Genomic DNA, 25,447 nt, shown 5'->3' with positions numbered 1-25,447 from the left:
TTGACTGGTTAAGGTTGGGTTACAGTTTGATTTTTTCGTATCAGCAGGCAAAGCCCGATAGCCGTAATCAAAGCATTGATGATGAGCAGCTCGAAGCTGATCTGATAACCGCCGAACCAGGCTTCGCTATGACTTTTCAGTATGTAGCATAGAATGGGGGAGAGGACGGCTACCAATGGTACCCATCGGTCGTTAACGGGTTTGCGGCATGCCATGCCGAAGATGAACATGCCGAGAATGGGGCCATAGGTATAGGCGGCCAGGCTGTAGACGGCATTGATGGCGCTGTCGTCGTTCAGCTCGTAGAAGATGATGATGACGATGACCATCAGCAGTGACATGATGAAGTGAATCAGCTTGCGTGTCAGCGACAGATTCTTCTCATCCTGCTTTTCGTTGGCTTTCAGTATGTCGATGGTAAATGAGGTCGTCAGGGCGGTCAAGGCTGATCCGGCTGCCGAGTAGGCAGCCGCAATCAGTCCTATTATGAAGATAATACCTATGAAAATGGGGAAGTTTTCGCTCCACGCCACTTCTCCGAACAGGGCGTCGCCTGCCGTTTTCTGCCCCGGCATGTAGGCATCCGCATACATGTAGAGCAGGGTACCGAGCACCAAAAACAGGCCAATGACAAATATTTGTATGAACGAACTCAATATCATGTTTTTCTGCGACTCCTTGAAGTTCTTGCAGCTCAGGGTGCGCTGCATCAGGTCCTGGTCGAGGCCTGTGGTGGCTATCACCATGAACACGCCGGCAATGAACTGCTTCCAGAAGTAACGTCCGTCATTGGGATCGTCGAAGAAGAATGTGCGGCTGGTGGGATGGTTGCCGATGGCCGCCGGCAGGTCGCCGATGCCCAGATTGAGGCTGCCGGCAATGAAGACAATGCAGCATACTACCGACAGTACAAGGCAGATGGTTTTCAGCGAATCGGTCCATATCAGCGACTTGACGCCTCCTTGGAAAGAGTAGAGCCAGATGAGGGCTACCGTGATGACTACGTTCAGCGAGAAGGGTACGTTCAGCGGGGCAAAAACCAGCGATTGCAGCACGACGCACACCACAAAGAAGCGTACCGATGCTCCCAGCATCTTGGATACGAAGAAGAACCAGGCGCCCGTTCGGTAAGAGGCCAGGCCGAAGCGGCTCTCCAGATAGCCGTAGATGCTCATCAGGTTCATCCGATAGAAGAGCGGAATCAGTATGAAGGCCACGAAGATGGAGCCGACAAAGAAGCCCAAAACCATCTGCATGTAGGAATACCCTCCGTGCAACACGGCGCCTGGGACGGAAATGAAGGTGACGCCCGAGATGGTGGCGCCGATCATGGCCAGTGTCACCATGTACCACGACGACTTTCGGTTGCCGGTGAAGAAGCCTGCATTGTCGGCCTTACGGCCTGTTATCCACGAGATGATGAACAGCAGGGCAAAGTAGCATGCGATGGTTGTAAGTATGATCCAAACGGTAGTCATTTCTATCTGTTTTTTATGCTTTTGGCAAAGCATTGCTTTCGTCCTCGGAAAGCAGTGCTTTAAGGTTGGAAAAACATTGCTTTTCTATTCTTGTCTCTATGAGGCTTATTCTGCGTAGAGCAGATAAGGCTTGCGCTGTTTCTTGAACTTCTTGACATCGTCCTGCCAGCAGGCTTTGATTTCGTCGGCACTCTTTCCGTCTTCAATCATCTTGCGCACATAGCCCACGCCTACAAGCTTTTCGAAGAAGGAGCGGAAGAAATGGTCGTCCAGGTTCAGGTTACGGTAGGCGTCGATGACGTAAGTCAGATCGACTCCCCGTTTCCAGATTTCTTCATCGCTCATACCGCTCAAGTCCACGCCGTAGCACAACTTGTTGAGCTGGGGCGGATTCTTGGCGCCGGGCACGCTTCGTGGCGTGAAGCTGAAATTATACCCCTTCATGTTGGGATGTCCGTACACTTGAAAAGGCTTATCTGTGCCTCGTCCCAGGCTGACGGGTGTTGCCTCGAAATAGCAGGTCGATGGATACAGGTAGACGGACTTCATGTTCGGGAGGTTGGGCGATGGCGGGATGGGCAGCTGGTACATCGTCTGGTGCGTGTAGTTCTTGCAGGGGATGACGGTCACATCGCAGGTACGCGACTCGGGCAACCAGTGCTCACCGTTCACCATCAGGGCCAGTTCGCCTAGCGTCATGCCATGTACGATGGGGATGGGCAGCCAACCTACGCCCGACTTGTATTTCATGTCGAGTATCGGGCCGTCTACGTAATGGCCGTTCGGATTGGGACGGTCCAGTATCAGCATCTTCTTGCCGTATTCGGCGCAGGCATCCATCAGTCGGCACATGGAAGCATAGTAGGTATAATAGCGGAGCCCCACGTCCTGAATGTCGACAATGAGCAGGTCGAACTTGTTCATGGATGCTTCGCTTGGTTTACCCAGCTTGCCGTCGTAAAGCGACAGGATGGGCACTCCCGTTTTTGAGTCTATAGAGCTTGATACATGTTCGCCGGCGTCGGCGTTGCCGCGGAAGCCGTGTTCGGGCGAGAAGATGGCTACAACGTTGAACTTGTTTTCCAGCAAGATATCCAGCAGATGTTTGTCGCCGACCATTCCTGTGTGGTTGGAGAAGATGGCAATCCGTTTCCCTTTCAGCATGGGGAAATATTCGGAAGTCTGTTCATCGCCCAGGATGACTCGTTCATCGGATTGTGCGAATACCCGTAAACAGAGGGCACATAGAAGAATAATCGGTATTAGAAGTTTTTTCATATTGATATACTTTAGATAGATATGGGCAAAGATACTATTTTTTGGATAGGTTTGTACTTAAAAATTCCTATTCTTTGGACTTGTTGTATGCTGAATGGTAGCTGTTGTCTGTTCGGATAACTTCGGGCCGGCCCTTTCCTGCTTTTCGTGGAAGGGCCGATCCAGAAGTTACTTTTTTTGTACAATCAATAGCTTACCATCCGGGGGTTTGTGTCAGCGTATAGCCATTGTCCTTGTAAACCGTTATCTGCTCGGCAGGAATGGCGCGCAGATAGTAGCGTTCAGAGTTCAGATCGCCTTTCTTGAATACGCGCAGGTCGTCTCCTTGCAGATAGTTGATGTACCCTTTGTCCGTATCCTGATTGCTTGGATCGGCCGGGTCGAACAGGAAGAGAACGCGGTCGCCTTTTTCGTTTTTCGACTTCATGCCTTCGTAGTCGGCAACGTTGACATAGGCACCCAGGAATGTCTTGCTGGGTGTGCCGTCTGCATTCTCCGAATTGAGGTATTCGAATTTGGCCCAACGGCGGAGGTCTTCACCGCGACGTCCTTCCATAATCAGTTCGATACGGCGTTCACGACGGATTTCCCACAGGACGGGATCCACTTCGGGGTCGCGGGCCGGGTCGTTGATGGTTACGCCGTTGACGGTGATGTTACCGTTGCCAAGCTGGACTTGCGGCATGGTCTGTGCTTCTGTGCTTCCCCATTTCGTGAGCTGGCGCTGGCGGAGCTGGTTGATTGTTTTGTTCAGGTCTTCCTGTGTGAAGGCATCTCCACCTACTCGGGCTATCTCGTAACGTGCTTCCACATAGTTCAGCAGCACTTCGGCATAGCGGAAACAGGGAGCGTCGGCCGGACTCAGAATGCCGGTACAGAATGCCGATCCGCTTTTCAGCCATTCGTCATTCAGGAATTTCTTGGTGGCATATCCTGTCGGTGAGGTTCCTTCGGAATAGTTGGTACCCAAGGCGCTCATGATACGCAGGCTGTCGGCCACGGTCTGGTAGAGACGCGGGGCACGGTTCTTGAACGAATTCCAGATGCTTGGGTCATCCTTCCCTTCGTAGAGGGGGGATTGGCCGATGGGCAATCCGTCGGTACAGAGATAGGACTCGATTACGTTTTGGGTAACACCGCCCTGTGTCTGGTCTTCAGGACCGTTGTAGGACATCAGGGCATTGCATTGCAACCCGGTGGTATATTCGCGGTACCAGATGATTTCAGGGTTGTTTGCCAAATCGTCGGTTGTGAACAGGGCATTATAGGTGTTTCCTATTTTGTATAGGCCGGAACTCATGACGGCATCAGCTCCGTTGATGGCCCCTTGCAACAGTTCCTTGATATCTGCATCAGCGACGGTTTCGGAAGTCGGGCCTACGGTTGTACCGTGGTATTTTAGCCATGTGGCATGGTAGAGCAGTTCACGCGACATGTAGGCTCCTACAACATAGCGGTTTACCTGACGTTTGGTGTCGTCATTACGTACATAATTCAAGGTATATTGGAAATCTTCCAGCACTTTCTGTGCGACAAACAGGTAGGAGTCGCGATCCTTGTAGAGGGTCGGATCGGCTGGATCTGCCACTTTGTCGACGTAGGGTACACCTCCATAGGCTTTGAGCAAAGCACTGTAGGCCATGGCGCGGAAGTATTTGGCGACGCCTGTCCAGTGGTTCTTTGCTTCTTCGGAAATATCCATCCCAGGGATTTTTTCAATCATGACATTGGCTTTGTAGATGATGCTGTAGTTGTCTGACCAAATGGCGGTCTTGCTGTTCCAGTCGGTTGTGGCCGATGTCGGGAAATAGATATAGCCGGCACTGTAAGTATTGGCGTTGTTCAGATTGATGAAGTCATCTGTATAGTCATCGCCAGAGAAATATCCGCCGAATACGGTATAATCTGTGCCGTATCCTTCAAAGTAAGATGAATAAAAATCTTGTGCATAAGTGCGCAAGGAAGTTTCAGTTTGCCAATACGTGTCATTGGTTTGCTTGTCCAAAGGTTCCTTGTCAAGGAAGTTTTCGCAGCTGCTTAAGGAAGCGAGTGCCAGGAAACAAGCGGAATATAATAGATGTTTCTTTTTCATGATTCACAAAGTATGTTAGGTTATAAACTGAGCTGGATACCGAAGGATACGGTCTTCTGATACGGATAACTGCGTCCAAAGTTACGTGCGTCGCTGCTGGTTCCTACGGTGCGGATACCTATTTCAGGGTCAATGGCAGGTTTGACACCGTCGACCGTAAAGAGGTTCTCACCAGTAAAGTAGACACGCAGGTTTTCTACTTTGAACTTGCTTAACCAGCTCTTGGGAAGCGTGTATCCTACGGTAAGAGTCTTGAGACGCATATAGGCCATGTTCAGCATGTAGCGGTCGTTGACGTTGTAGTTACCCGTTTGTGCTTGGCTGTAAACCATTGGTCTTGGATAGAAGGCGTCTTGATTGTCAGGAGTCCAGTAGTCTTCGGCTCCTACGTAGTAAGGTTCGCCTGTGGTGAAGCCGGGTAGTACCTGGTTGCCGGCTGCCCATAAATTACGCTTGCCTACTCCTTGGAAGAACATGCTGACATCAAATCCCTTCCAGGCTGCGTCCAGGTTCAAACCGAACTGGAGACGGGGCAATGCATTACCTATGATGGACATATCGCCGGGGGCTGTGGTTTGCGTACCTTTTTCAATCTTGCCGTTTCCATCCAGGTCTTTGTAGAGCACATCGCCGGGAGCAAACTGATAATTGCCGGGGAAAACTTGGGTCTGGTCGGGAATACCTGCTTTCAAAGAACCGTCTGCGTTGAAATCGTCTTCAGTCAGGAAGCGGTCGAATTGCAGACCCCAGATGTCGCCCAGTATCATTCCTTCTTTGTAGGCGCTGGTGCTCCACCAGCCGGTAGCTCCATAAGTAGGAAGCTGTGTGTTGTTGGTCCATTTGGTGACTTCGGTCTGATCATCGGACAGAGAAGCGGTTACGCCAAAGTGGAAACCGTTTTTGAACGTGTGTCGATAGTCTACGGCCAATTCCCAGCCTTTGGTTTGAATTTCACCCATATTCTGATAAGGTGCATCGGCTCCGAGAACCCAAGGCAGGTTGGCGGTAGTCAGAATGTCGCTTGTCGTACGATTGTACCAGTCGAAAGTTACTCCAAGCTCGTCGTCAAAGAATCGGGCGTCTACACCAAAATCCAATGTAGCCACTTTTTCCCAGGAGAGTGAAGACGATACCAAGGTGGGCATTTGTGTGGATTGAACCTTCTGCCCGTCGATAATCCAGCTGTCTTGCGATGTACTCAAGGTTGAGATAAAGCGGTCGGTTCCTACATCCTGGTTACCGATCATACCCCACGAACCACGTAGTTTCAGTGTACTGAGGTAAGGCTTCAGCGATTCCATGAAAGCTTCTTCTGAGATGCGGTAACCGGCCGAGAAAGATGGGAAGAATGCGAAGCGGTCTCCGGACGGGAAGCGGGAAGAACCGTCGTAACGTCCGTTCAGCTCAATCATGTAGCGGTCTTTGTAGGCATAGTTGATACGGCCGAAGAAACCTGCTACCGACCACCAGGAGTGTGAACTACCGGTTGTCTGGTCGCCTGTGGCCATATTCAGCTCCGGCTTTTCCGGATCCAGAAGGCCTTTGCGCTGGGCCCAATAGTATTCGTATTCGCTCTTTTCGAGGTTCGAACCACCCATTACTTTGAAATCGTGGTCGCCCCAACGTTTGGCGTAAGTAGCTACGATATTGGTTGTCAGGTTCTCTGTACGTCCATTCTCCTGGTATACGTAGTCATAACTGCTGGATATATAGTTCCCATAAGAATTGCGGAGGTCGTCAACAGTCGGTCTGGCAGTAAAGATTTCATATCCTGCTGTTTTGCTGGGCGTACCATATTTCTTGTAGCGGTCGTTGATGGTGCTGTATACAAAGTCCACGTCAATGCTCAGGTCTTTGATGGGTTTGATGGTCACGCCGCCGGTCAGACGGATGTATTCATTCTGCTGTCTGGTCATAGGGGCTGTACTTTGCTCCGTCAGGGCATTGCGGAATTCTTTACCTTCGAATGTACCATACGGCATCATCGGTTGCCAGCGATACAGATAGTACAATGGGTCATATAGGTCCGAAGCATAGTTGAAGGGCTTGTCATAGTCCGAACGTGTGAACATGATGCCTGTACGGATGGACACGTATTTGTTCAAATCAGAATTCAGGGAGATATTGGCATTGTACCGTTTGTAGGAATCTGAGTTGATTTCCATCATGCCATCCTGGTTCAGGTAACCTAAGGCAATGTTATAATTGGTCTTGCCATTTCCGCCATTGATAGAAATGTTATGAGTCTGCTGGGGTGACCAGTCCTTGATATACATGTCATACCAATCCCATGTACGGTAGAAAAACATACCTCCGTCGCGGAATTCAAAGTCTCGGCCAAGTTCCATTTCCCGTCCGAACTGGTCGCCATATCCGTAGGCATCCCAATACTCTTTCATTTTCTGTACCGCTGTTGCGTCAACACGCATGTTGCCTACTACGTTATAGAATGCGGTCGCGCCTTTGGATTCATTGATGACACCCTGCAGGTTGATGTCTGCCTGTTGCCAGCCGGGAAGTTGCTCCGGCGTTTTGGTCGGAGTACGCCAGGCGAAGTTGTTGGTGTATTTGATAGAAAGACGTTCATGCTTGGTTTTGGATTTGGTCGTAATCAACAGTACACCGAATGCACCGCGAGCACCATAGATGGAGGCGGAAGCTGCATCTTTCAATACGGAGATACTTTCGATGTCATCGGGGTTGACCATGGATATGTCGGTTACTTCTACGTTGTCAACTAAGATTAAGGGGTTAGCATCGCCGTTCGGTGAGCCGATGCTGCCGCGAATCTTGATAGTCGGTGCACTGCCTATTTCACCGGAATTTGTCGTGACGGTCAGGCCGGGGACGCTTCCTTGCAAGGCACGTCCGATATCGGTGATAGGACGGCTGTCGATGGTCTTGGCAACGTCGACCGATGCAACAGCACCTGTCAGATTGACTTTCTTTTGTGAACCATAGCCGACGACTACCACTTCGTCCAGCAGTTCGGTATCATCTTTTAAGGTAACTTGTAAATTGGGGGCGGCTTTTACTTCTTGGGTGGTATAGCCTACGAATGACACTTGGATGATGGCGTCGGGCTTTACTTCCAGTTTGATTTTTCCGTCAAGGTCTGTTATGCCACCGTTTGTAGTACCTTTCTCAATGACGTTGGCACCGATAATGGGTTCGCCATGGGAGTCTACAACCGTGACCGTAATGCTTTGGGTTTGCATTTGTTCCATTGTTTCGTTGGAACGTTCGGAAGCTGTCCGTGCAGCGGCTGGGACGCTTCCACTTAGAAATAGTGCTGTAATGGCTACAGCTGCGAAGAGTTTCCTGTTGGAAAGTCTCCGTTGTCTGCGGTCCTCTTTCATAAGTAGTGATTTTATTAAAAATAGGTTTGGTATATAAATTACTATAAAATGATAGTCTTCATATTCAACGTCTTTTTATTAGTTTCTATTCGTAACCTGTTTTTATGAGTTGTGGATGTTCAAGGCTTTAGGTTTGGATTGCTCTGTCAACCATTGCTTTGCCAAAGATAGTTTTATTTTTGTTTTAATCGATATTTAGAACTTGTTATTTTTTGATTTATATTCAATAATTCACATTAAATTAACAGTTTCATTGTCGCTGAAACGGCTTTTGAATTGAAAAATTATTGTTTCTAAGTATTAAAATATGTTTCGAGTTATACCTTTGGATACCTTTGGGTTGTTGATGGAAATAAGATGATGAGAAGGATGTCGTATTTAGAAATAAGGCTCTCGGTTGATTGATAAATGCTGGTGGCCAGTGTTTTATGAGTATGCAGCTGTTCTGGCTACAATTGTTCCTGTAATGCCTTTTTTGTATAGCCTTGAGAAAGAATATGCTGGAGGCTTTAACCTTCTTCAATATTCATGGCATGGTATTCAATCAGACCGTTGATGGGAGTTTCTTCAATGACTTGCAGGTTTATGTCAAACTCTTGGGCGATTTGACGCAAGAGCTCGGCATAGTGATAGGCGAGCGACCCGACGAAACGGACCGGGTAGTTGTGATAGTCGTACTGGCAGACGCATCGCGTGAAGAAACTGCGCAGGTTGTTTGTTATCAGGTCGTATACGTAGTCATTGTCCAGATAATCGGCTAAAAAATAGGAGAGAGTGCCTAGGAAGCGGTTGGGGAAGGGACGGTTGTAGACCGACTCCATCACTTCGTTGGCATTGATGCGGAATTTGTCGTAGAAGTCGTTGGTGATATCCTTGGGAGCAAGTCCTTTCAGTACATCAGACAGAAAGTATTTACCCATGACGGCTCCACTGCCTTCATCTCCTAATATATAACCGCCAGCTTTGACGTTTTTGACGATGATTTTGCCGTCGTAGAAGCACGAGTTCGACCCTGTTCCCAATATACATGCTATACCTGCCTCGCACTGGAAGAGCCCTCGGGCGGCAGCCAGCAGGTCGCTTTCCACCTGAATAGGGGTCTTGAATTGGGCGACAAGTGATGCTCCCAAGATGTTTTTCTTTTCATAAGAGGTACATCCGGCACCATAGAAGTAGACTTGTTCCAGCTTCTTTTTGAAAAATAGCTCGGGCAATCCCAGACGTACGCTCCGACTGATTTCACGGCGTGTCTGGAAAAACGGATTCAGTCCTTCTGTATAGGCTCTTTGTATCAGTTTGTTGTCTTCGACCAAAGCCCATTCGGTACGTGTAGAACCGCTTTCAGCTATTAATTTCATGGCATGTACTGTTTTTGAATGACGTACAAATATATAGTTTTTTTTAGATATAGCAATTCTTTTTCAATATTTCTTTCGGAGCCTTCCAGTTGGAAATCAAAAGCTCCCGACTTCTTCACGAAGGAAAGCCGGGAGCTTTTGGGCTATTTCGATTTTTCTTAGAGGGCGTTCTCCTTAATCAGATACTCGGCAATCTGGACGGCGTTCAGGGCGGCTCCCTTCTTGATTTGGTCGCCTACAATCCAGAAGGTCAGCCCGCAATCGTTGGTCAGGTCCTTGCGGATGCGACCTACGTAGACGGGATCCTTGCCGGCCAGGAAGAGCGGCATGGGGTATTCCTTTTCGGCGGGGTTGTCCATCAGCACCAGTCCTTCACCTTTGCCGAAGGCTTCGCGGGCCTCTTCGACGGAGATGGGGCGTTCGGTTTCCACCCAGATGCTCTCGGAGTGGGAGCGCAGGGCAGGTACGCGGACGCAGGTGGCGCTCACCTTGACGTCGGAGTGCATGATTTTGCGCGTTTCGTTGTACATCTTCATCTCTTCCTTCGTATAGCCGTTGTCGGTGAAGACGTCAATCTGAGGGATGAGGTTGAAGGCCAGCTGGTAGGCGAATTTCTCGACGGTGACAGGTTCGCCGGCCAGCACCTGGCGGTATTGGGTGTACAGTTCGTCCATGGCGGCGGCTCCGGCACCGCTGGCTGCCTGATAGGTGGCTACGTGTACGGTCTTGATGTGCGAAAGCTGTTCGATGGCTTTCAGGGCAACTACCATCTGGATGGTGGTGCAGTTGGGGTTGGCGATGATGCCGCGCGGACGGTCTTTGGCGTCGGCGGCGTTGACTTCGGGCACTACCAGGGGCACGTCGGTGTCCATGCGGAAGGCGCTGGAGTTGTCTATCATCACGGCTCCGTATTTGGTGATGGTCTCGGCGAACTCTTTCGATGTGCCTGCGCCTGCGGAAGTGAAAGCGATGTCCACACCTTTAAAGTCATCGTTGTGCTGCAAGAGTTTGACCTCGATCTGTTTGCCGCGGAAGGTATATTTGGTACCGGCGCTGCGTTTAGAACCGAACAAAACTAACTCGTCCAACGGAAAATTTCTTTCATCGAGCACACGCAGGAATTCTTGTCCCACGGCTCCGCTTGCTCCAACAATTGCTACTTTCATTTCTTTTTCTTTGTTTTAAGTGGTTTGTAAAAAAGTCAATTCAAGGCGCAAATTTACAACATTCTGCGATTATAACGGCAGAAGTAGTTTTAAATTTTTGATAAAAACATGCCTTGTACGCAGACGCCCTTGGCAGCGGTTGGCGGAAAGCATTGCTTTCGTCCCCGGAAAACGGTGCTTTCGCCTTCGGAAAGCACCGTTTTCCTGAAAGTAGCGGGGGAGGGTGTTGGCAAGTGAAAAGTATTTTTGCTATTTTTGCACAAGAATTTTAAATGACGCAAGCCTATGGACTGGTTAGACCTCAGTTTGAAACTTCCCATAACCGACCCTACATGGATTTTCCTCCTTGTACTGCTCATCATTTTGTTTGCGCCCATCCTGCTGACCAAGCTGCGCATCCCCCACATCATCGGCATGATTCTGGCCGGACTGGCCATCGGCGAGCACGGGTTCAACATCCTGGTGCGCGACAGCAGTTTCGAGCTTTTCGGCAAGGTAGGTGTCTACTACATCATGTTTCTGGCGGGGCTGGAGATGAATATGGCTGACTTCAAGAAGAACCGCGGTAAGGCGGTGGCATTGGGCCTGCTGGCTTTCATCATCCCCATCAGCATCGGTATGGTGACCAACGTGCTCCTGCTCAAGTACAGCCTCATCACTTCCATCCTGCTGGCCAGTATGTATGCCTCGCATACGCTGGTGGCCTATCCCATCGTCATCCGCTACGGCATCTCGCGCCAGCGCAGTGTGAGCATCGCCGTGGGCGGTACGGCCGTCACCGACACGCTGACGCTGCTCGTGCTGGCCGTCATTAGCGGTGTGTTCAAGGGCGAGGCGGGCGGCCTCTTCTGGCTTTGGCTGGTGGTGCGCTTCGTGGTGCTGGCCATGCTCATCATGTACTTCCTGCCACGCGTCGGGCGCTGGTTCTTCCGCCGCTACGACGACAATGTGATGCAATACATCTTCGTCTTGGCCATGGTATTCCTCGGCGCGGGGCTTATGGAGCTCATCGGCATGGAAGGCATCCTGGGGGCTTTCCTCGTTGGTCTGGTGCTGAACCGCCTCATTCCCCACGTGTCGCCGCTGATGAGCCATCTGGAGTTTGTGGGCAATGCGCTGTTCATCCCCTACTTCCTGATAGGCGTGGGCATGCTGATTGATGTCAAAGTCATCTTTGGCGGCGGTGATGCCCTGAAGGTGGCGGGCGTGATGATTGTGGTGGCGCTGGGCGGCAAATGGATTGCCTCGTGGCTGACGCAGAAGATATACCGCATGTCGGCCCTCGAACGCGAGCTGATGTTCGGCCTGAGCAATGCACAGGCGGCAGCTACGCTGGCGGCGGTGCTGGTGGGCTACAACATCATCTTGCCCGACGGTAGCCGTCTGCTCAACGAAGACGTGCTCAACGGCACGGTGCTCCTCATCCTCGTCACCTGCATCGTTAGCTCCTTCACCACCGAGCGGGCGGCGCGCAAGATGGCCATGGACGAGGCCCATCCCGAAGAAGACCGTTCGCGCGAGCCCGAAAAGATTCTGATACCTGTGGCCAATCCCAATACCATCGAATACCTGATGAACCTGTCGCTCGTCATCCGCGACCCCAAGCAGAAGGACAACCTGCTGGCTCTGAACGTCATCAACGACCACTCGGGCACCGAAGCCCTCGAGCAGCAGGGCAAGCGCTACCTGGAGCGTGCGGCCAAAATCACCGCCTCGGCGGGTGTGGAGCTGAAGTGCATCAGTCGCTACGACCTGAATATTGCCGCGGGCATCATCCACACGGCCAAGGAGCATGGAGCTACGGACGTCATCATCGGCCTCCACTGGAAGGTGAACATTGTGGATTCCTTCTTCGGTATGCTGACCGAGAGCCTGCTCAAGGGACTTCATCGCGAGGTGATGGTGGCCCGCTTCCTGATACCCATCAATACCCTGCGGCGCATCATCGTGGCCGTGCCGCCCAAGGCCGAGTACGAAGCCGGCTTCCAGAAGTGGGTGGACCACTTCTGCCGCATGGGCACTACGTTGGGATGCCGCGTCCACTTCTTTGCCAACGAACAGACGGGCAACCTGCTTCAGGCCCTTGTCAAGAAGAAACATAGCGACACGCTGACCGAGTTCTCCCGCCTTGACGAGTGGGAAGACCTGCTGCTCCTGACCGGCCAGGTGAACTACGACCACCTACTGGTGGTTATCAGTGCCCGCCGCGGCTCCATCTCCTACGACAGCTCGTTCGAGAAACTGCCCAGTCAGTTGGGCCGTTACTTCACGAACAACAGCCTCATCGTCCTGTATCCCGACCAGCTGGGCGACCCGCAGGATGCCTTGTCGTTCTCCAATCCGCAGGGCAGCAACGAGAGCCAGCACTACGAGAAGGTGGGCCGGTGGTTCTATAAATGGTTTAAAAAGGAAAACTGATGGAAGACTGGAAACAACGTACACGCCTGCTGTTGGGCGAAGAGAAGAGTGAACGTCTGCGCCAGGCCCATGTACTGGTCGTTGGTGTGGGAGGTGTGGGAGCCTATGCGGCCGAAATGCTTTGCCGTGCGGGGGTAGGCCGCCTGACGCTGGTCGATGCCGACACCGTCCAGCCTACCAACATCAACCGCCAGCTTCCGGCCTTGCACTCCACGTTGGGGCAGCCCAAGGTCGAAGTTCTCGCCGCCCGTTTCCGCGACATCAACCCCGAGGTGGAGCTCACCGTCCTGCCCGTTTTCCTGAAGGACGAGAATATCCCCCAGCTGCTCGATGCCGACCGCTACGACTTTGTGGTCGATGCCATCGACACCCTGGCCCCTAAGTGCCACCTGATAGCCGAGGCCCTGAGGCGGCGCATCAAGATTGTATCCAGCATGGGTGCGGGCGCCAAGAGCGACATCACGCAGATACGCTTTGCCGACATCTGGGACACCTACCATTGCGGCCTGAGCAAGGCCGTGCGCAAGCGGTTGCAGAAGATGGGCATCCGTCACAAACTCCCCGTCGTGTTCAGCACCGAGCAGGCCGACCCCAAGGCCGTGCTGCTGACCGACGACGAACAGAACAAGAAATCGACCTGCGGCACGGTGAGCTACATGCCCGCCGTCTTCGGCTGCTACCTGGCGGAGTACGTCATCCGCCGGCTATAATAATAAGGAAAGAAAGTATGATACGACTCGAACAGATAACCAAGAGCTTCGGCAACCTGCAAGTGTTGCGTGGCATCAACCTCGAGATACAGAAGGGCGAAGTGGTGAGCATCGTCGGCCCCAGCGGTGCCGGCAAGACCACGTTGCTTCAGATTATGGGTACCCTCGACCGCCCCGATACGGGTACGGTCTGCATCGACGGCGTGCGTGTCGACGGGCTGAAGGAGCGTGAACTCTCCGCCTTCCGCAACCGCCGCATCGGTTTCGTCTTCCAGTTTCACCAGCTCCTGCCCGAGTTTACGGCCCTGGAGAATGTCATGATACCCGCCTTCATTGCCGGGCAGGGGCGGCACGAAGCCCAGGCTGCCGCCCTCGAGATACTGACGATGATGGGCCTTGCCGACCGTGCCTCGCACAAGCCCAACGAGCTTTCGGGCGGCGAGAAGCAGCGCGTGGCCGTGGCGCGCGCCCTCATCAACCGGCCGGCCGTTGTGCTGGCCGACGAGCCCTCGGGTAGCCTCGATACCCACAACAAGGCCGAGTTGCACCAGCTCTTCTTCGACCTGCGCGACCGCCTGGGGCAGACATTCGTCATTGTGACCCACGACGAAAGCCTGGCTTCCATCACCGACCGCACCATCCATCTGAAAGACGGGGAAGTCGTGGCGGATACGGCGTCTGCTATCTGATGGTAGTGGGGCTTTGCTTCGAATATCACTTTCTTTGATTAGATACCGTACCATAAAACTTTCACCACAGATTACCCGGATTTTCACAGATTACTTGATTGGTTAATTTAAATATCAAGTATCGTCTGTGTTAATCTGAGTAATCTGTGGTGAACTTTTAGAGTATTCTGTCAATTCACTGTTTTTTTGTAAGATATCTTTATTCCCTTCGTCCGATTTCACTTCCCGTTTTCTCAGCACTCTTTCCCGGCGTCCTATGGGAATGTTTGAAACATAGAGGCCTTATGTTTGAAACATTCCCCCTCTATGTTTGAAACATTCGCCCCTTGGGGTTGAAACCCGAAAAAGTGGGGAGGAAAAGCCGTCCAGCCTTCAGTCTTTATTTTTGTAAATCTTATTGATTTATTCGAAGCTCAGGTAGTGGCCTATCCGTTCCAGGTCCTCGCATGTGAACTCCTCATAGAGCACGAACGGCTTCAGGCTTTTCAGCGGGCCGTGCTTGCGGCGGTATTCCACCAATGCCTTGGCCTGGTAGAAGTTGAGGTAAGGATGGTGGCGCAGTCGGTCCACGCTGGCACGGTTGACGGGGATGCGGCGGATGGCGGTGGTGTCGATGCGGAACCAGTCGGCCAGTTGGCGATAGTCGAGGTCGATATCTTCCAGCTGGCTGAGGCTGTAGAAACCGCCCAGCTGTTGGCGGTACCCGCTGATGAGGCGTGCAATGCCGCTCCCGATGCCGGGAATCTTTTTCAGTTCGGTGGTGTCGGCACGGTTCAGGTCGACCCGGGTGCCGGGTTCGTATTTCAGCGGTTTTGCCTGTTGGAGGCTGTCCTTGCGCCGGTCGGCCAGGAAGAGGGAAGGACGATGGTCGGTGCTGTCTGTGGCCGGAATGCGGATGTAGGGCCGTAAGGTAGTGTATTGTTCTTCTGTCAGCCCGTATATTTTGCGGAAATCCTCTGCCCGACGGAAGACACCTCCCTTTTCGCGGTAGCGCAGGATGTTGCGGGCCATCCAGGCAGGAAGGCCCAGCTGGCGGAAGGTGGCCGAGTCGGCCGTGTTGGGATTGAAGGGAGCGAGTAGGGGTGACATGTCTTTTTCTTCCCATGCCGTGTAGCGGGACTTCCGGCCTTCCTTTTCCTCTTTCTCTTTTTCGCGGATGGAAGCGCTGAAGGCCCGATATTCCTCCATCGTCTGCTCTTGTTCCAGGTGGTCGTCAGGGTTGTCTGCCCGCTTTGATTGCAGGTGGACATACATTTCTCCTCCCAGCAAGAGGAGAAGGGCGACACCCAGCAGCGCCAGGATGCCCCGCCTCTCCCCTCGGGAGTAATAGAGAAATTCACCGAGCCACTTCCACATGAATCACCTTTCTTATTTCAGCAGTCCCAGTTCGTTGATGAAAATGAAGCCAATGCCTATCGGAGCAATGTACTTCAGCAGGAACAGCCAGATGCGGTAGACCGCTTTCGGCAGGGTGCCGTTGTTGCTCACCTCTTCCCACACGATACGCTTGTCCAGATACCATCCGGTGAAGATGGCGATGAAGAAACCGCCCAGCGGAAGCATGATTTTGGCCGTCAGGAAGTCGAAGAGGTCGAACAGGGTCAGACCGAAGATGGTCAGCTCCTTGCCCACACCCAGCGAAAGCGAGCAGAGCACGCCCAGGAAGGTACAGCCCGCCGTTACCAGCTTGGCTGCCCGGCCGCGGGTCAGGTTGAACTCCTCGTGCAGGTAGGCCGTCACCACCTCGTGCAGGGAGATGGTCGATGTCAGGGCAGCCAGGGCCAGGAGCACGTAGAACATGATGGACAGGATGACTGCCAGCCAAGGCAGGTTGCCGAAGGCCTGCTGGAAGACGTTGGGCAGCGTGATGAACAGCAGGCTGGGACCCGCGTCGGGCTGGATGCCCACCGAGAAGGCGGCAGGGAAGATGATGAAACCGGCTAGGATGGCCACCATCGTGTCAATCCATCCCACGTTGAGTGCCGTCTTGGGCAGGTTGGTGTCGTTGCGGAAGTAGGAGGCATACGTACAGAGGCAGCCCATGCCCAGCGAGAGCGAGAAGAAAGCCTGCCCCATAGCACCCAGTAGCACGTTGCCGTCCACCTTGCTGAAGTCGGGTTTCAGCAGGAACTCGATGCCTGCCCCTGCACCCGGCAGCGACACGGAGCATACGGCCAGCACGATGAGCAGCAGGAAGAGCATCGGCATCATGATTTTGGCAGACTTCTCAATACCCTTTTCCACGCCTTTCACAATGATGAAGTGGGTCATCAGCATGAAGGCTACCATCCACAGGGCCGGCCGCCACGGATGGGCGATGAAGCCGTTGAACGAGGCGATGAAGTCGTTCGCCGACTGGCCGGCAAAGGCGTTCGTGCCTGCCTGTACGATGTACTCCAGCGTCCAGCCCGCCACCACCGAATAGTAGCCCAGTATCAGGAACCCTGCCAGTACCCCCATGCGGCCCACCCAGCGCCAGTGGGTGCCGGGCGCCAGCTTCTGATAGGCACCTGCCGTGTTGGCCCGTGAATGTCGTCCGATGGAAAATTCGGCCACCATGATGGGAATGCCGAAGAAAAGAACGCATCCCAGATAGATAAGGATGAAGGCCGCACCGCCGTGGTTGCCCGTTTCAAAAGGAAAGCGCCAGATGTTGCCCAGCCCTACGGCCGAGCCTGCCGAAGCCAGGATGACACCCAGCTTGCTTCCGAAGTTTGCTCTGTTGTTCTTTGTCATAAATCGTGGTTTTTTCTTTCAATTTGTTACTAATACCTGCAAGAAATCGCAAATATAGAAAATGTTCCGTACATTTGCATCTCGTATTGAAATATATTTGATTATGCTGTATTACATTCGGAAATATCCCGTTTCGCTCCTCATTATCGGGACGGTCGTCTATCTGTCTTTCTTCAAGCCGCCCCAGACGGATATGGATTCCATCCCCGGCATCGACAAGGTGGTACATGTGTGCATGTACTTCGGCATGTCGGGCATGTTGTGGCTGGAGTTCATGCGGGCACATAAAAAAGCACGCGTACCGTTGTGGCACGCGTGGTTGGGAGCCTGGCTCTGCCCCGTCTTGTTCAGTGGGGCGGTAGAGTTGCTTCAGGCCTATTGTACGACCTATCGGGGCGGCGACTGGTGGGACTTTGCTGCCAATACCACAGGAGCTACGCTGGCATCGCTCATTGGCTGGTATTGGATGAAGCGTCATCCTTCTTTATAAATATTCTACTACAGAGCTCAGCCGTATTCCGTTCGACCCCTTGATGAGAATGGTTTTGCCTGTCGGCTTTTCCTGTTTCAATGCTTCGATGAGGGCGGGAGCGTCGGCATACGTCTCATAGGAGTGGCGCGTGGCGGCAAACTGGCTGCCTACCAGAATGACGCGCTCGAAGCCGCATTCCTCCAGGTAATCCACTATCTTCTGATGCTCCTCGGCGCTGTCTTGCCCCAGCTCGCGCATGTCGCCCAGGATGGCTGTCTTGTGCGCCGCCTCCATCTGGCGGAAGTTGGCCAGCGAGGCCATCATGCTGGTGGGGTTGGCGTTGTAGGCATCGATGATGAGGGTGTTGTCGGCCGTCTGCTTCAGTTGCGAGCGGTTGTTTTGGGGCGCATATTCCGTCAGGGCCTGGTCAATCAGGGTGGCGTCCACGTCGAAGTAGCTGCCAAGGGTGACGGCGGCCAGGGCATTGGGCAGGTTGTAGCTGCCTATCAGTTGGGTTTGTACATGATGCGTTTCCGTTTCTCCCTGTTTCTTCCATTCGAAAGCGAGGAAAGGCGAACAGCCGGTCAGCCTGCCGCAGATGTCGTTGCCGGCTCCTTCGCCATAGGTCACGTGCGGCAGGCCTGCGGCCATCTTTGTCAGATAGGGGTTGTCGGCATGCAGGAAGACGACGGGAGCGGGCAGCGTGCGCAGCCAGTCGTAGAGCTCGCCCTTCGTGCGCATCACGCCCTCGAACGAGCCGAAGCCTTCAAGATGAGCCTTGCCTACGTTCGTGATGAGACCCATGTCGGGTTCGGCTATCTCCACCAGCTCACGGATGTCGCCCGGATGGCTGGCACCCATCTCGACGACGGCCAGTTCGTGTTCGGGCCTGAGGCGGAGCAGGGTGAGGGGCACGCCGATGTGGTTGTTCAGGTTGCCTTCCGTGTAGAGCAGGCGGTATCGGCGGCTCAGCACGGCGGCTATCAGTTCCTTGGTCGTGGTCTTGCCGTTGGTGCCGGTGATGCCGATGATGCGTGTACCTAGCTGGCGGCGGTGATGGCGGGCCAGGCGCTGGAGCGTCAGCAGGCAGTTGTCGGTCAGCAGGTAGCGTTCGTCGCCCGGCACGAGGTATTCGGCTTCGTCGATGACGGCGTAGGCACATCCGCTTTCCAATGCCTTGGCGGCAAAGGCGTTGCCGTTGAACGTGTCTCCCTTCAGGGCAATGAAGAGGGAGCCTTCGGGGCACCGGCGGCTGTCGGTTGTCACGCCGTTGCACCGGCAGAATATCTGGTAAAGAGTCGAAATATCCATAACTTTTCTGTTTTTGTGGTTGACGGGTGCAAAGGTAGTCTTTAATTGAGAATTGCGAATGGAGAATGGAAAATTTTAACCGCAAACATTTTTCCTTTTCCTGTGTTACTTATGCATGTGTTTTTTCCGTATATTCGCCCTGAATTCAGGAAATAATCATTTTTGAAGTCAAACCAAATAAAATTGTAGAGTATGATGTTTTCATTATTGAGTGCCGCGTCTGTCATCAACGTGGAGAATTTGCTGGACCGCCTGCTGAACTATGGCATCGAGCTGGGCAAGAGCCTGCTGGCCGCCCTGGTCATTTATATCGTCGGCCGTTTCATCATCAAGTACATCCTGCGTTTCATCACTTCCCTGATGGTAAAGCGCAAGGTGGAAGTCAGTGTGCAGACCTTCCTGCGCAGCCTGCTGAAGATTGTGTTGAACCTGATACTGGCCTTTGCCATCATCAGCAAGCTGGGTGTCGAGACCACCAGCTTTGCCGCCCTGTTGGCCTCCGCCGGTGTTGCCATCGGTATGGCTCTGTCGGGCAACCTGTCAAACTTTGCGGGCGGACTGATTATCCTCGTCTTCAAGCCCTTCAAGGTGGGCGACTACATTGACGCCCCCGGCGGAAGCGGTACGGTCAAGGAAATCCAGATTTTCCATACGCTGATTGCCACTACGGACAACCGTATGATCTACATCCCCAACGGCTCGCTCAGCAGCAACGCCGTGACCAACTACAACAAGCAGGAGACACGCCGTCTGGAGTGGGTCTTCGGCGTGGAGTATGGCGAGGATGTACAGAAGGTACGTGCCGTCCTGCAACGCATTGTCGATGCCGACCCGCGTATCCTGACTACCCCTGCGCCGATGATTGTCCTCAAGACGCTGAATGCCAGCAGTGTGGATGTCATGGTGCGTGTTTGGACGAAGACGGAAGACTATTGGGACGTGATGTTCGAAGTGAACGAGCTCGTCTACGACACCTTCAACAAGGAAGGTATCGGCTTCCCCTTCCCGCAGCTCACGGTACATCAGGCCAAGGACTGAAACCGATTTTACCGTATTGGTACGGGCGTGGAGTGTTCGGATGGCAGGCGGCTGTCCGCACGCTCCGCGCCTACCTGTTTTTTGTGCCAGACAAAGCGGTGCTTTCCCAGGCATAAAGCAGTGCTTTGTTGCTCGGAAAACAATGCTTTGTTTTTTAAGGGGGGCAAGGAGGGGAAACCGAAAATAATGGGCCGATTGTGCGGCAATGCCTTTCTTTTTGTTTACATTTGCAGGGACTAATTGTAGAAAAACGATTGCCATGAATCAGGAACAAACGAAATACTTGAATGTCAACGGCCGGCTGCTCGACCTTTCGACGCCGTGCGTGATGGGCATCCTGAACGTGACGCCCGACTCCTTCTATAGCGGGAGCCGCATGCAGACGGAGGAGGAGATAGAAGCCCGCGTGCGGCAGATTGTGGACGAAGGCGCGGCCATCATCGATGTGGGGGCCTATTCTTCGCGCCCCAATGCCGAACACGTGTCGGCCGGGGAGGAAATGAGCCGCCTGCGCCTGGGGTTGGAGGTGCTTCGCCGCACGGCTCCCGAGGCAGTGGTGTCGGTCGACACCTTTCGGGCAGACGTGGCTCGGATGTGTGTCAGGGAGTATGGTGTGGCCATCATCAACGACATTGCGGCGGGTGAAATGGATGCCGACATGTTCAGCGCGGTGGCCGAGCTGAACGTGCCCTACATCATGATGCACATGCAGGGAACGCCCCAAAACATGCAGCAGCATCCGCACTACGACAACTTGTTGCGCGAGGTTTTCCTCTATTTCGCCCGCAAGGTACAGCAGCTGCGCGACCTGGGTGTGAAGGATATCGTGCTCGACCCCGGCTTCGGCTTCGGCAAGACGTTGGAGCACAATTATCAGCTGATGGCCCATCTGGAAGAGTTCCGCCTCTTCGAGCTGCCCCTGTTGGTGGGGGTGTCGCGCAAGTCGATGATCTACCGCCTGCTGGACACAACGCCCCAGGAAGCCTTGAACGGTACGACCGTCCTCCATACGCTGGCCCTGATGAAGGGAGCCGACATCCTGAGGGTACACGACGTCCGTCAGGCCGTCGAGGCGGTGAGGATTGTCGGGGCGATGAAGGCGAACGAGTAGCGGTTAGTGGTGAGTGTTTTTAACGTATAATATATAAGAATAGCCGTGTTTTTCGATTTTGGTATAAAAGACTTTATAGACATCCTGCTGGTGGCCTTCCTGCTGTACTATACCTATAAGCTGATGAAGGCGTCGGGGTCCATCAATATCTTTACAGGTATTCTGGTGTTTATCCTGATTTGGCTGGTGGTGTCGCAGGTGCTCGAGATGAAGCTGCTCGGCTCCATCTTCGACAAGTTGGTGAGTGTGGGCGTGCTGGCGCTGATTGTACTCTTTCAGGAGGAAATCCGCAGGTTCCTGGTGACGCTCGGTTCGCATCAGCATGCCAGCGCGTTGGTGCGGTTCTTTACCGGCGACAAGAAGGACGGGCTGGAGCACGACGACATCATGCCCATCGTGATGGCCTGCATCAGCATGGGCAAGCAGAAGGTGGGGGCTCTGATTGTGATAGAACGTGACGTGCCCTTGGATGACGTGGTGCGAACGGGGGATGTAATAGATGCCAACATCAACCAGCGGCTCATTGAGAATATCTTCTTCAAGAACAGCCCTTTGCACGACGGGGCGATGGTTATCAGCAAACAGCGCATCAAGGCGGCAGGTTGCATCCTGCCTGTATCCCATAACCTGGATATCCCCAAGGAACTGGGTTTGCGCCATCGGGCAGCGATGGGTATCTCGCAGGTATCCGACGCGCAGGCCATCATTGTTTCCGAGGAAACGGGCGCCATCTCTGTGGCCTACAAGGGACAGTTTCATCTGCGCCTCAATGCCGAGGAACTGGAACGGCTGTTGACCATTGATAATGGATAATTGATAATTGAGAATTGAAAATGAATAAGGATAACGGTAAACTTAATTATCCATTATCAATTCTCCATTAATTAAGCATCAGGCTCATGTAGGGATGCTGGGGGGCCAGTATCTTGGCCGTGAGCTCGCCGATAGTGAGTGCCAGATGGCTGCCGGGCAGCCGTTTGGCACTTTTCATACAATGCCCGTTGTTCAGGTAGTAATAGCCGGTATTGGTCTGGAGCTGTTCGTCGGTCAGGGCCAGATTCCATTCCTCGTCAGGGTGGACGGCGGCGTAGAGCTGGAGCAAGGCGTGGGCGTGGATGATGCGGCCCATGCCCAGTCTCTCTCCCTTTTCATTTCCGGAAACCGGCCGAAGCAGGTGGAGTTCGGTCTGCCCGTTCGTTTGGCAGATGTGCTGAAGCAGGAGGCGGGCCTCTTCATCTGAATCGGCCAGCAGTTCGCCTATCAGAAGGCCACCTTCCCCGTTGGGGTAGGCAAAGGCCAGGGCGGCTGCTTCATGCCGTTGTACGTGGTGCAGAAGATAGACGCGGCCGCCGCTCAGTTGCAGGTCGGCCAGGATAACCTTGAAGTCGTCTTCCGTATGCTGGATACAGCAGGGACGTTGACGCATCTTCTGTTCAAAGCAGGTGTACAGTTGTGGGTCGAAGCTGTCAGTATCCGTCACCCTATAGTCGGGTGGCAGGGCGGTGGCAGGAGCTGCCTTGAAGGATTGTGGACAGACGTGGAAGACTGGCGCATATCCGCTGCGGGCATAGTAATCGAAGAGCCAGGGTTCGGCCGGGATGAGTGTGGTCAGCAATACCCCTTGGGTGTGCATCCGCCCGAAGGCTTCGGCCAACAGCTCGCGCATGACGCCCTTGCCGCGGAAGTCGGGATGGGTACAGGCTCCCGATATATAAGAGGTATCTATGGTCTGGCCGCAGAAGGTCATGGGGTAGGGCAGTGTCTGCATGGCAGCGATAACGGTGTTGCCGCTACGGATGGTAAGGTTCACTTCGTTGCTGTATCGCATACGGAAATACAGGTCGGTGAAAGCGGGACTGTCGTGGAAGCAGAGCTCCCACAACTTTCTGACATCTTCTTTCATATTATATACAGTGAATCGTTACCACTTGATAGGTTCCACCGGCTCGTCGCGCAGACAGGCGGTGTATTTCTCCAGAATAATGGCAGGCTGGTAAGACAGCTTGGCCTTACGCAATCCTTCGATGCCCAGGTCTTCTTCGCGGTTGATGTAGGTGTATTGCTCGGGGATGTGGTTGGCAAACTCGTAGTTGATCATGGCATAAGCGCCTTCGATACGGGTATCAGCCTTTTCTACATGTACGCCGAAGGTATCCTGATTGATGGGCATGCCGAAAGTGAAAGCGGCGATACGTCCGTCTACGTGCAGGATGCCTCCCGTCAGACCCAGTTCCTCGAAGTGGTGAAGAGCATAAACCAATGCCCGCCGTTCATTGCCCGTCCCTTCGTGCTGGTCGCAGTTGTTGGCCTTGCACCATTCGGCCTCCAGTTCGAGGCATTCCTGGATGCGGTCGGGAGTGATGGCGGTGTATTCGTAGTTGGGATACATCCGTTTGAACTTGTTTACATGGTTGCGTTTGGGCTGGAATTTCTTGCCGGCCAGGGTTGCCAGGTCGGTGCGCAGGTACAGGTAGTCGGCATAGTCGCGGTCGGCGGTAAACTGGAAACGGCCGGGCATCAGGGCTTCGAGGTCTGCGCACATATCGGTGCAGATGCCCAGCAGGCAGAAGGGAGCCTTCTCCTGGTGGGCATCCTGAATCAGGACTTCCAATACTTTTCCCAAGTCTCCCTGGCCGATGGGCATCATGTACACCAGCTCGCCTTCGGCCCAGAACTTCAGTAACAGATAGCCTTCGAATACGGCAAACTGCGTGTGGTAGAGAAAGCGCCAGCTGCACAGGTTGGAGAACGACAGATCGCAGTTGCGGCGGTGACTATGCTGGGTAAAGGAAGTTATCAGTTCCTTGTCTTGCGGGGTGATATCTTTGAATTCAATCATAATCGTTTGCTAAGTGCTGTTTTTTATGAATAACAAAGATAGTGCAAACCGAGGGAAGTACAAAACGAAAACTCTGTTTTCGGATTTTACATCCGAGGTGCAGCCTGTTTTATGAAAAGATAGGAGGATTTTGTTAAAGCAAGCCCAGCAATCTTAGAATTGTAGGGGTGAACAAGGCCGTGAAGATGCCATTCAAGGTCAGCCCCAGACTGGCGAATGCCCCGTACTTGCGGCTGACATCCATGGCGGTGGATGTGCCTACGGCATGGGCAGCTGTACCCAGGGACAGACCTTGCGCCATCGGGCTGCCGATATGGGTCAGACGCATGGTCTTGAAGCCCAGAATGCCTCCCAGTAACCCTACGCATACCACTACGGCTGCCGTGAGCGAAGGAATGCCTCCCAGCGACTTGGTCACTTCCATGGCAATGGGGGTGGTGACCGACTTGGGGGCAAGCGAGTAGATAATCTCGTCGGAGGCTCCCATCCATTTGGCTATCAATACGACTGATACTACGCCGACAATACAGCCTGCCAGCTGGGACAGCAGAATGGGGAGCAGCTGTTTCTTGATGGTCTCGAGTTGCAGGTAGAGGGGAACGCCCAAAGCGACGACGGCCGGTTTCAGCCAGAATTCGATAAGATGTCCGCCTTCGTTGTAGGTTTCGTAGCTGATACCTGTCGTTTTCAGGAAAAGGATGAGCAGGGCAATGGTCAACAAGATGGGGTTGAGCAGCATGATGCCGGTCTTTTTCTGCAACAGCTTGGCAAAGAAAAAGAGGCCGAACGTGACGGCCAGCAGGAAAAATTCGTTTTCTAAGTAGGTCATTTGATTTTGCGTGTTAATTGGTGAACCCATCCGGTGACAACAAGAACCAGCAAAGTACTGACAAGCGAAGCGGTGACGATGGGCCAGAATTCAGCCGCAATGATGTCGAAGTACAGCATCAGTGCCACGCCGGGGGGCACGAAGAAGAAACCGAGGTTGGCAACGAGGAAGTCGGACATACCCTGCACCCAGTGCAGCTTGATCCAACCCAATTTAAGAAACAAGGTGAGCAGCAGCATACCGATGATACTCGAGGGCAGCTTGATGCCCGTGAGCCAGACGATCAGCTCACCCAAGGCCAGACATCCGAAAAGGATGGCGCATTGACGAATCATAATCCTAAAAAACTAATACCTTAAAAATGTAATGTTACTGAAAACGGGCGCAAAGTTAGTCATTATTCGTTTCGGGTATATGGGACTCACTCGTTTTTTTGTTTTAAGTGTGTAAAATGAGGATTATAAGCGCGTTTTCTTGTACCAAAATGAAATTTGTCATTATTTTATTTCCTTCTTTCAGAGAAAAAAACTGAAGAAAAATAGGATACTTTGCACCCATTTGAA

General features: G+C 53.1%; 20 protein-coding genes. 7 read left to right on the top strand and 13 right to left on the bottom strand.

What is annotated here, in order from left to right; translation table 11 throughout:
* Positions 1-8 precede the first annotated feature (8 nt).
* The 6 genes from RDO88_RS00160 to RDO88_RS00135 form a co-directional block, all read right to left on the bottom strand.
* Positions 9-1,478, bottom strand: a complete 1,470-nt coding sequence (locus RDO88_RS00160) for a sodium:solute symporter (protein ID WP_307757423.1) — start codon at positions 1,476-1,478, stop codon at positions 9-11.
* A gap of 105 nt (positions 1,479-1,583) precedes the next feature.
* Positions 1,584-2,756, bottom strand: a complete 1,173-nt coding sequence (locus tag RDO88_RS00155) for a DUF1343 domain-containing protein (protein ID WP_307757422.1) — start codon at positions 2,754-2,756, stop codon at positions 1,584-1,586.
* Between the two features lie 193 nt (positions 2,757-2,949).
* Positions 2,950-4,848 carry a RagB/SusD family nutrient uptake outer membrane protein gene (locus RDO88_RS00150; RefSeq protein ID WP_307757421.1) on the bottom strand — a complete coding sequence of 633 codons (1,899 nt, stop codon included), beginning with the start codon at positions 4,846-4,848 and terminating at the stop codon, positions 2,950-2,952.
* 20 nt (positions 4,849-4,868) lie between these two features.
* Positions 4,869-8,207, bottom strand: coding sequence for a SusC/RagA family TonB-linked outer membrane protein (locus RDO88_RS00145; RefSeq protein ID WP_307757420.1), 3,339 nt, complete (start codon positions 8,205-8,207; stop codon positions 4,869-4,871).
* Between the two features lie 509 nt (positions 8,208-8,716).
* Positions 8,717-9,565, bottom strand: a complete 849-nt coding sequence (locus tag RDO88_RS00140) for a hypothetical protein (RefSeq protein WP_307757419.1) — start codon at positions 9,563-9,565, stop codon at positions 8,717-8,719.
* 158 nt (positions 9,566-9,723) lie between these two features.
* Positions 9,724-10,731: an aspartate-semialdehyde dehydrogenase gene (locus tag RDO88_RS00135; RefSeq protein ID WP_307757418.1), complete on the bottom strand. Its 1,008-nt coding sequence runs from the start codon at positions 10,729-10,731 to the stop codon at positions 9,724-9,726.
* 285 nt (positions 10,732-11,016) lie between these two features.
* On the opposite strand from RDO88_RS00135, the gene RDO88_RS00130 reads away from it, so the two are divergent.
* From RDO88_RS00130 to RDO88_RS00120, 3 genes are read left to right on the top strand one after another with little or no spacing between them, the layout of a single operon-like run.
* Positions 11,017-13,149: a cation:proton antiporter gene (locus RDO88_RS00130; protein ID WP_307757417.1), complete on the top strand. Its 2,133-nt coding sequence runs from the start codon at positions 11,017-11,019 to the stop codon at positions 13,147-13,149.
* Positions 13,149-13,859 carry a ThiF family adenylyltransferase gene (locus RDO88_RS00125; protein WP_307757416.1) on the top strand — a complete coding sequence of 237 codons (711 nt, stop codon included), beginning with the start codon at positions 13,149-13,151 and terminating at the stop codon, positions 13,857-13,859. Before RDO88_RS00130 ends, RDO88_RS00125 begins: the two co-directional genes overlap by 1 nt.
* Before the next feature lie 17 nt (positions 13,860-13,876).
* A complete protein-coding gene (locus RDO88_RS00120; RefSeq protein WP_307757415.1) occupies positions 13,877-14,548 on the top strand; it encodes an ATP-binding cassette domain-containing protein in 672 nt (223 codons plus the stop codon).
* 402 nt (positions 14,549-14,950) lie between these two features.
* On the opposite strand, the gene RDO88_RS00115 is transcribed toward RDO88_RS00120, so the two are convergent.
* The gene (locus RDO88_RS00115; RefSeq protein ID WP_307757414.1) at positions 14,951-15,904 is read right to left on the bottom strand and encodes a helix-hairpin-helix domain-containing protein; all 954 of its coding nucleotides are present in this window, start codon (positions 15,902-15,904) and stop codon (positions 14,951-14,953) included.
* A gap of 12 nt (positions 15,905-15,916) precedes the next feature.
* Positions 15,917-17,284: a sodium-dependent transporter gene (locus RDO88_RS00110; protein WP_307757413.1), complete on the bottom strand. Its 1,368-nt coding sequence runs from the start codon at positions 17,282-17,284 to the stop codon at positions 15,917-15,919.
* A gap of 103 nt (positions 17,285-17,387) precedes the next feature.
* Between RDO88_RS00110 and RDO88_RS00105 the strand changes: the two genes are divergently transcribed.
* Positions 17,388-17,774, top strand: coding sequence for a VanZ family protein (locus tag RDO88_RS00105; RefSeq protein ID WP_307757412.1), 387 nt, complete (start codon positions 17,388-17,390; stop codon positions 17,772-17,774).
* On the opposite strand, the gene murF is transcribed toward RDO88_RS00105, so the two are convergent.
* Positions 17,769-19,067 carry a UDP-N-acetylmuramoyl-tripeptide--D-alanyl-D-alanine ligase gene (murF, locus tag RDO88_RS00100; RefSeq protein WP_307757411.1) on the bottom strand — a complete coding sequence of 433 codons (1,299 nt, stop codon included), beginning with the start codon at positions 19,065-19,067 and terminating at the stop codon, positions 17,769-17,771. The two genes, RDO88_RS00105 and murF, sit on opposite strands and share 6 nt — an antisense overlap.
* Positions 19,068-19,259: 192 nt before the next feature.
* Here murF and RDO88_RS00095 point away from each other — a divergent pair, with 192 nt between their 5' ends.
* The 3 genes from RDO88_RS00095 (at position 19,260) to cdaA (ending at position 22,029) form a co-directional block, all read left to right on the top strand.
* Positions 19,260-20,105 (top strand): mechanosensitive ion channel family protein, encoded by an 846-nt coding sequence (locus RDO88_RS00095; RefSeq protein WP_204969887.1) that lies wholly within the window; start codon positions 19,260-19,262, stop codon positions 20,103-20,105.
* A 259-nt stretch (positions 20,106-20,364) separates the two neighbouring features.
* On the top strand, positions 20,365-21,216 hold the full coding sequence (gene folP, locus RDO88_RS00090) for a dihydropteroate synthase (protein ID WP_307757410.1): 852 nt from the start codon (positions 20,365-20,367) through the stop codon (positions 21,214-21,216).
* 45 nt (positions 21,217-21,261) lie between these two features.
* A complete protein-coding gene (gene cdaA / locus RDO88_RS00085) occupies positions 21,262-22,029 on the top strand; it encodes a diadenylate cyclase CdaA (protein ID WP_307757409.1) in 768 nt (255 codons plus the stop codon).
* 67 nt (positions 22,030-22,096) lie between these two features.
* Here the strand turns inward: cdaA and RDO88_RS00080 are convergent, their stop codons facing one another.
* From RDO88_RS00080 to RDO88_RS00065, 4 genes are all read right to left on the bottom strand, one after another.
* Positions 22,097-23,119, bottom strand: a complete 1,023-nt coding sequence (locus RDO88_RS00080) for a GNAT family N-acetyltransferase (RefSeq protein WP_307757408.1) — start codon at positions 23,117-23,119, stop codon at positions 22,097-22,099.
* 18 nt (positions 23,120-23,137) lie between these two features.
* A complete protein-coding gene (locus tag RDO88_RS00075) occupies positions 23,138-24,055 on the bottom strand; it encodes a phosphatidylglycerol lysyltransferase domain-containing protein (protein ID WP_307757407.1) in 918 nt (305 codons plus the stop codon).
* A 133-nt stretch (positions 24,056-24,188) separates the two neighbouring features.
* The gene (locus tag RDO88_RS00070) at positions 24,189-24,884 is read right to left on the bottom strand and encodes an LrgB family protein (RefSeq protein WP_307757406.1); all 696 of its coding nucleotides are present in this window, start codon (positions 24,882-24,884) and stop codon (positions 24,189-24,191) included.
* A complete protein-coding gene (locus tag RDO88_RS00065; RefSeq protein WP_307757405.1) occupies positions 24,881-25,219 on the bottom strand; it encodes a CidA/LrgA family protein in 339 nt (112 codons plus the stop codon). Before RDO88_RS00065 ends, RDO88_RS00070 begins: the two co-directional genes overlap by 4 nt.
* Positions 25,220-25,447 lie beyond the last annotated feature (228 nt).

The sequence above is a fragment of the uncultured Mediterranea sp. genome (genome assembly GCF_902493215.1).
In the GTDB taxonomy this organism is placed as follows: domain Bacteria; phylum Bacteroidota; class Bacteroidia; order Bacteroidales; family Bacteroidaceae; genus Bacteroides.
Note: the sequence above shows the minus strand (reverse complement) of the source record. Positions and strands in the feature narration are given on the sequence as shown.